At 50.0% G+C, this 546-nt stretch carries 1 protein-coding gene; it reads right to left on the reverse strand.

What is annotated here, in order from left to right; all coding sequences use genetic code 11:
• Window positions 1-345: hypothetical protein (locus D187_RS57275; RefSeq protein ID WP_211241621.1), on the reverse strand; the 345-nt coding region annotated here is incomplete at its 3' end.
• Window positions 346-546: the final 201 nt, after the last annotated feature.

A 546-nucleotide genomic window follows, 5' to 3' on the forward strand; every position in this document is an offset into this window, starting at 1 on the left:
TTCGTCGTACGAGGTAGACCATGTCTCCCTCCCGAAAGATTGGTCCCTGCAATCTTTTCCGATTGTAATGAATGGCCATATCCATGAGAGTAGGAAATGAAGTTCGTGAGTTGGTAGCATGGTTTCGTGATCTCCGAAATCTGCTAGTGGGCGTAGTTCGTTTTGTAGGGCGCTGAGTGTGTCGACAGCGGCAATAGCCACAGCGTAGTCGCCTCCGCTGGGTGCCGGTTGGTATCGAATCAGCGTAGTCTGCTGAACTCCCGTAAGCGGTTCGGGTTCCAGTTGGGTTCCGATGTTGAGTATGGAGTTGACGTCCATCTGGTATTGGTCCTTGTCGTAGCTCATGACTTCCTGCGTTTGACTTGGAGGTGTCATGGTTTGGCTGACTTGTTCTGTAGGTTCCGAGTCTTCAGAACTTGTGTCGTCGATACTTCGTTGTTCGAGCTGTGAACTAGCGGGAATGGTTGCATCCTCTAGTTTTCTGTCGTGTTGTCGGTATCGAGGTGTCTGTAGTACTTCGTCGAAATGTACTAGTCCTTTGGTGAT

Origin of the sequence: Cystobacter fuscus DSM 2262 (assembly GCF_000335475.2) — a bacterium.
GTDB lineage: Bacteria > Myxococcota > Myxococcia > Myxococcales > Myxococcaceae > Cystobacter > Cystobacter fuscus.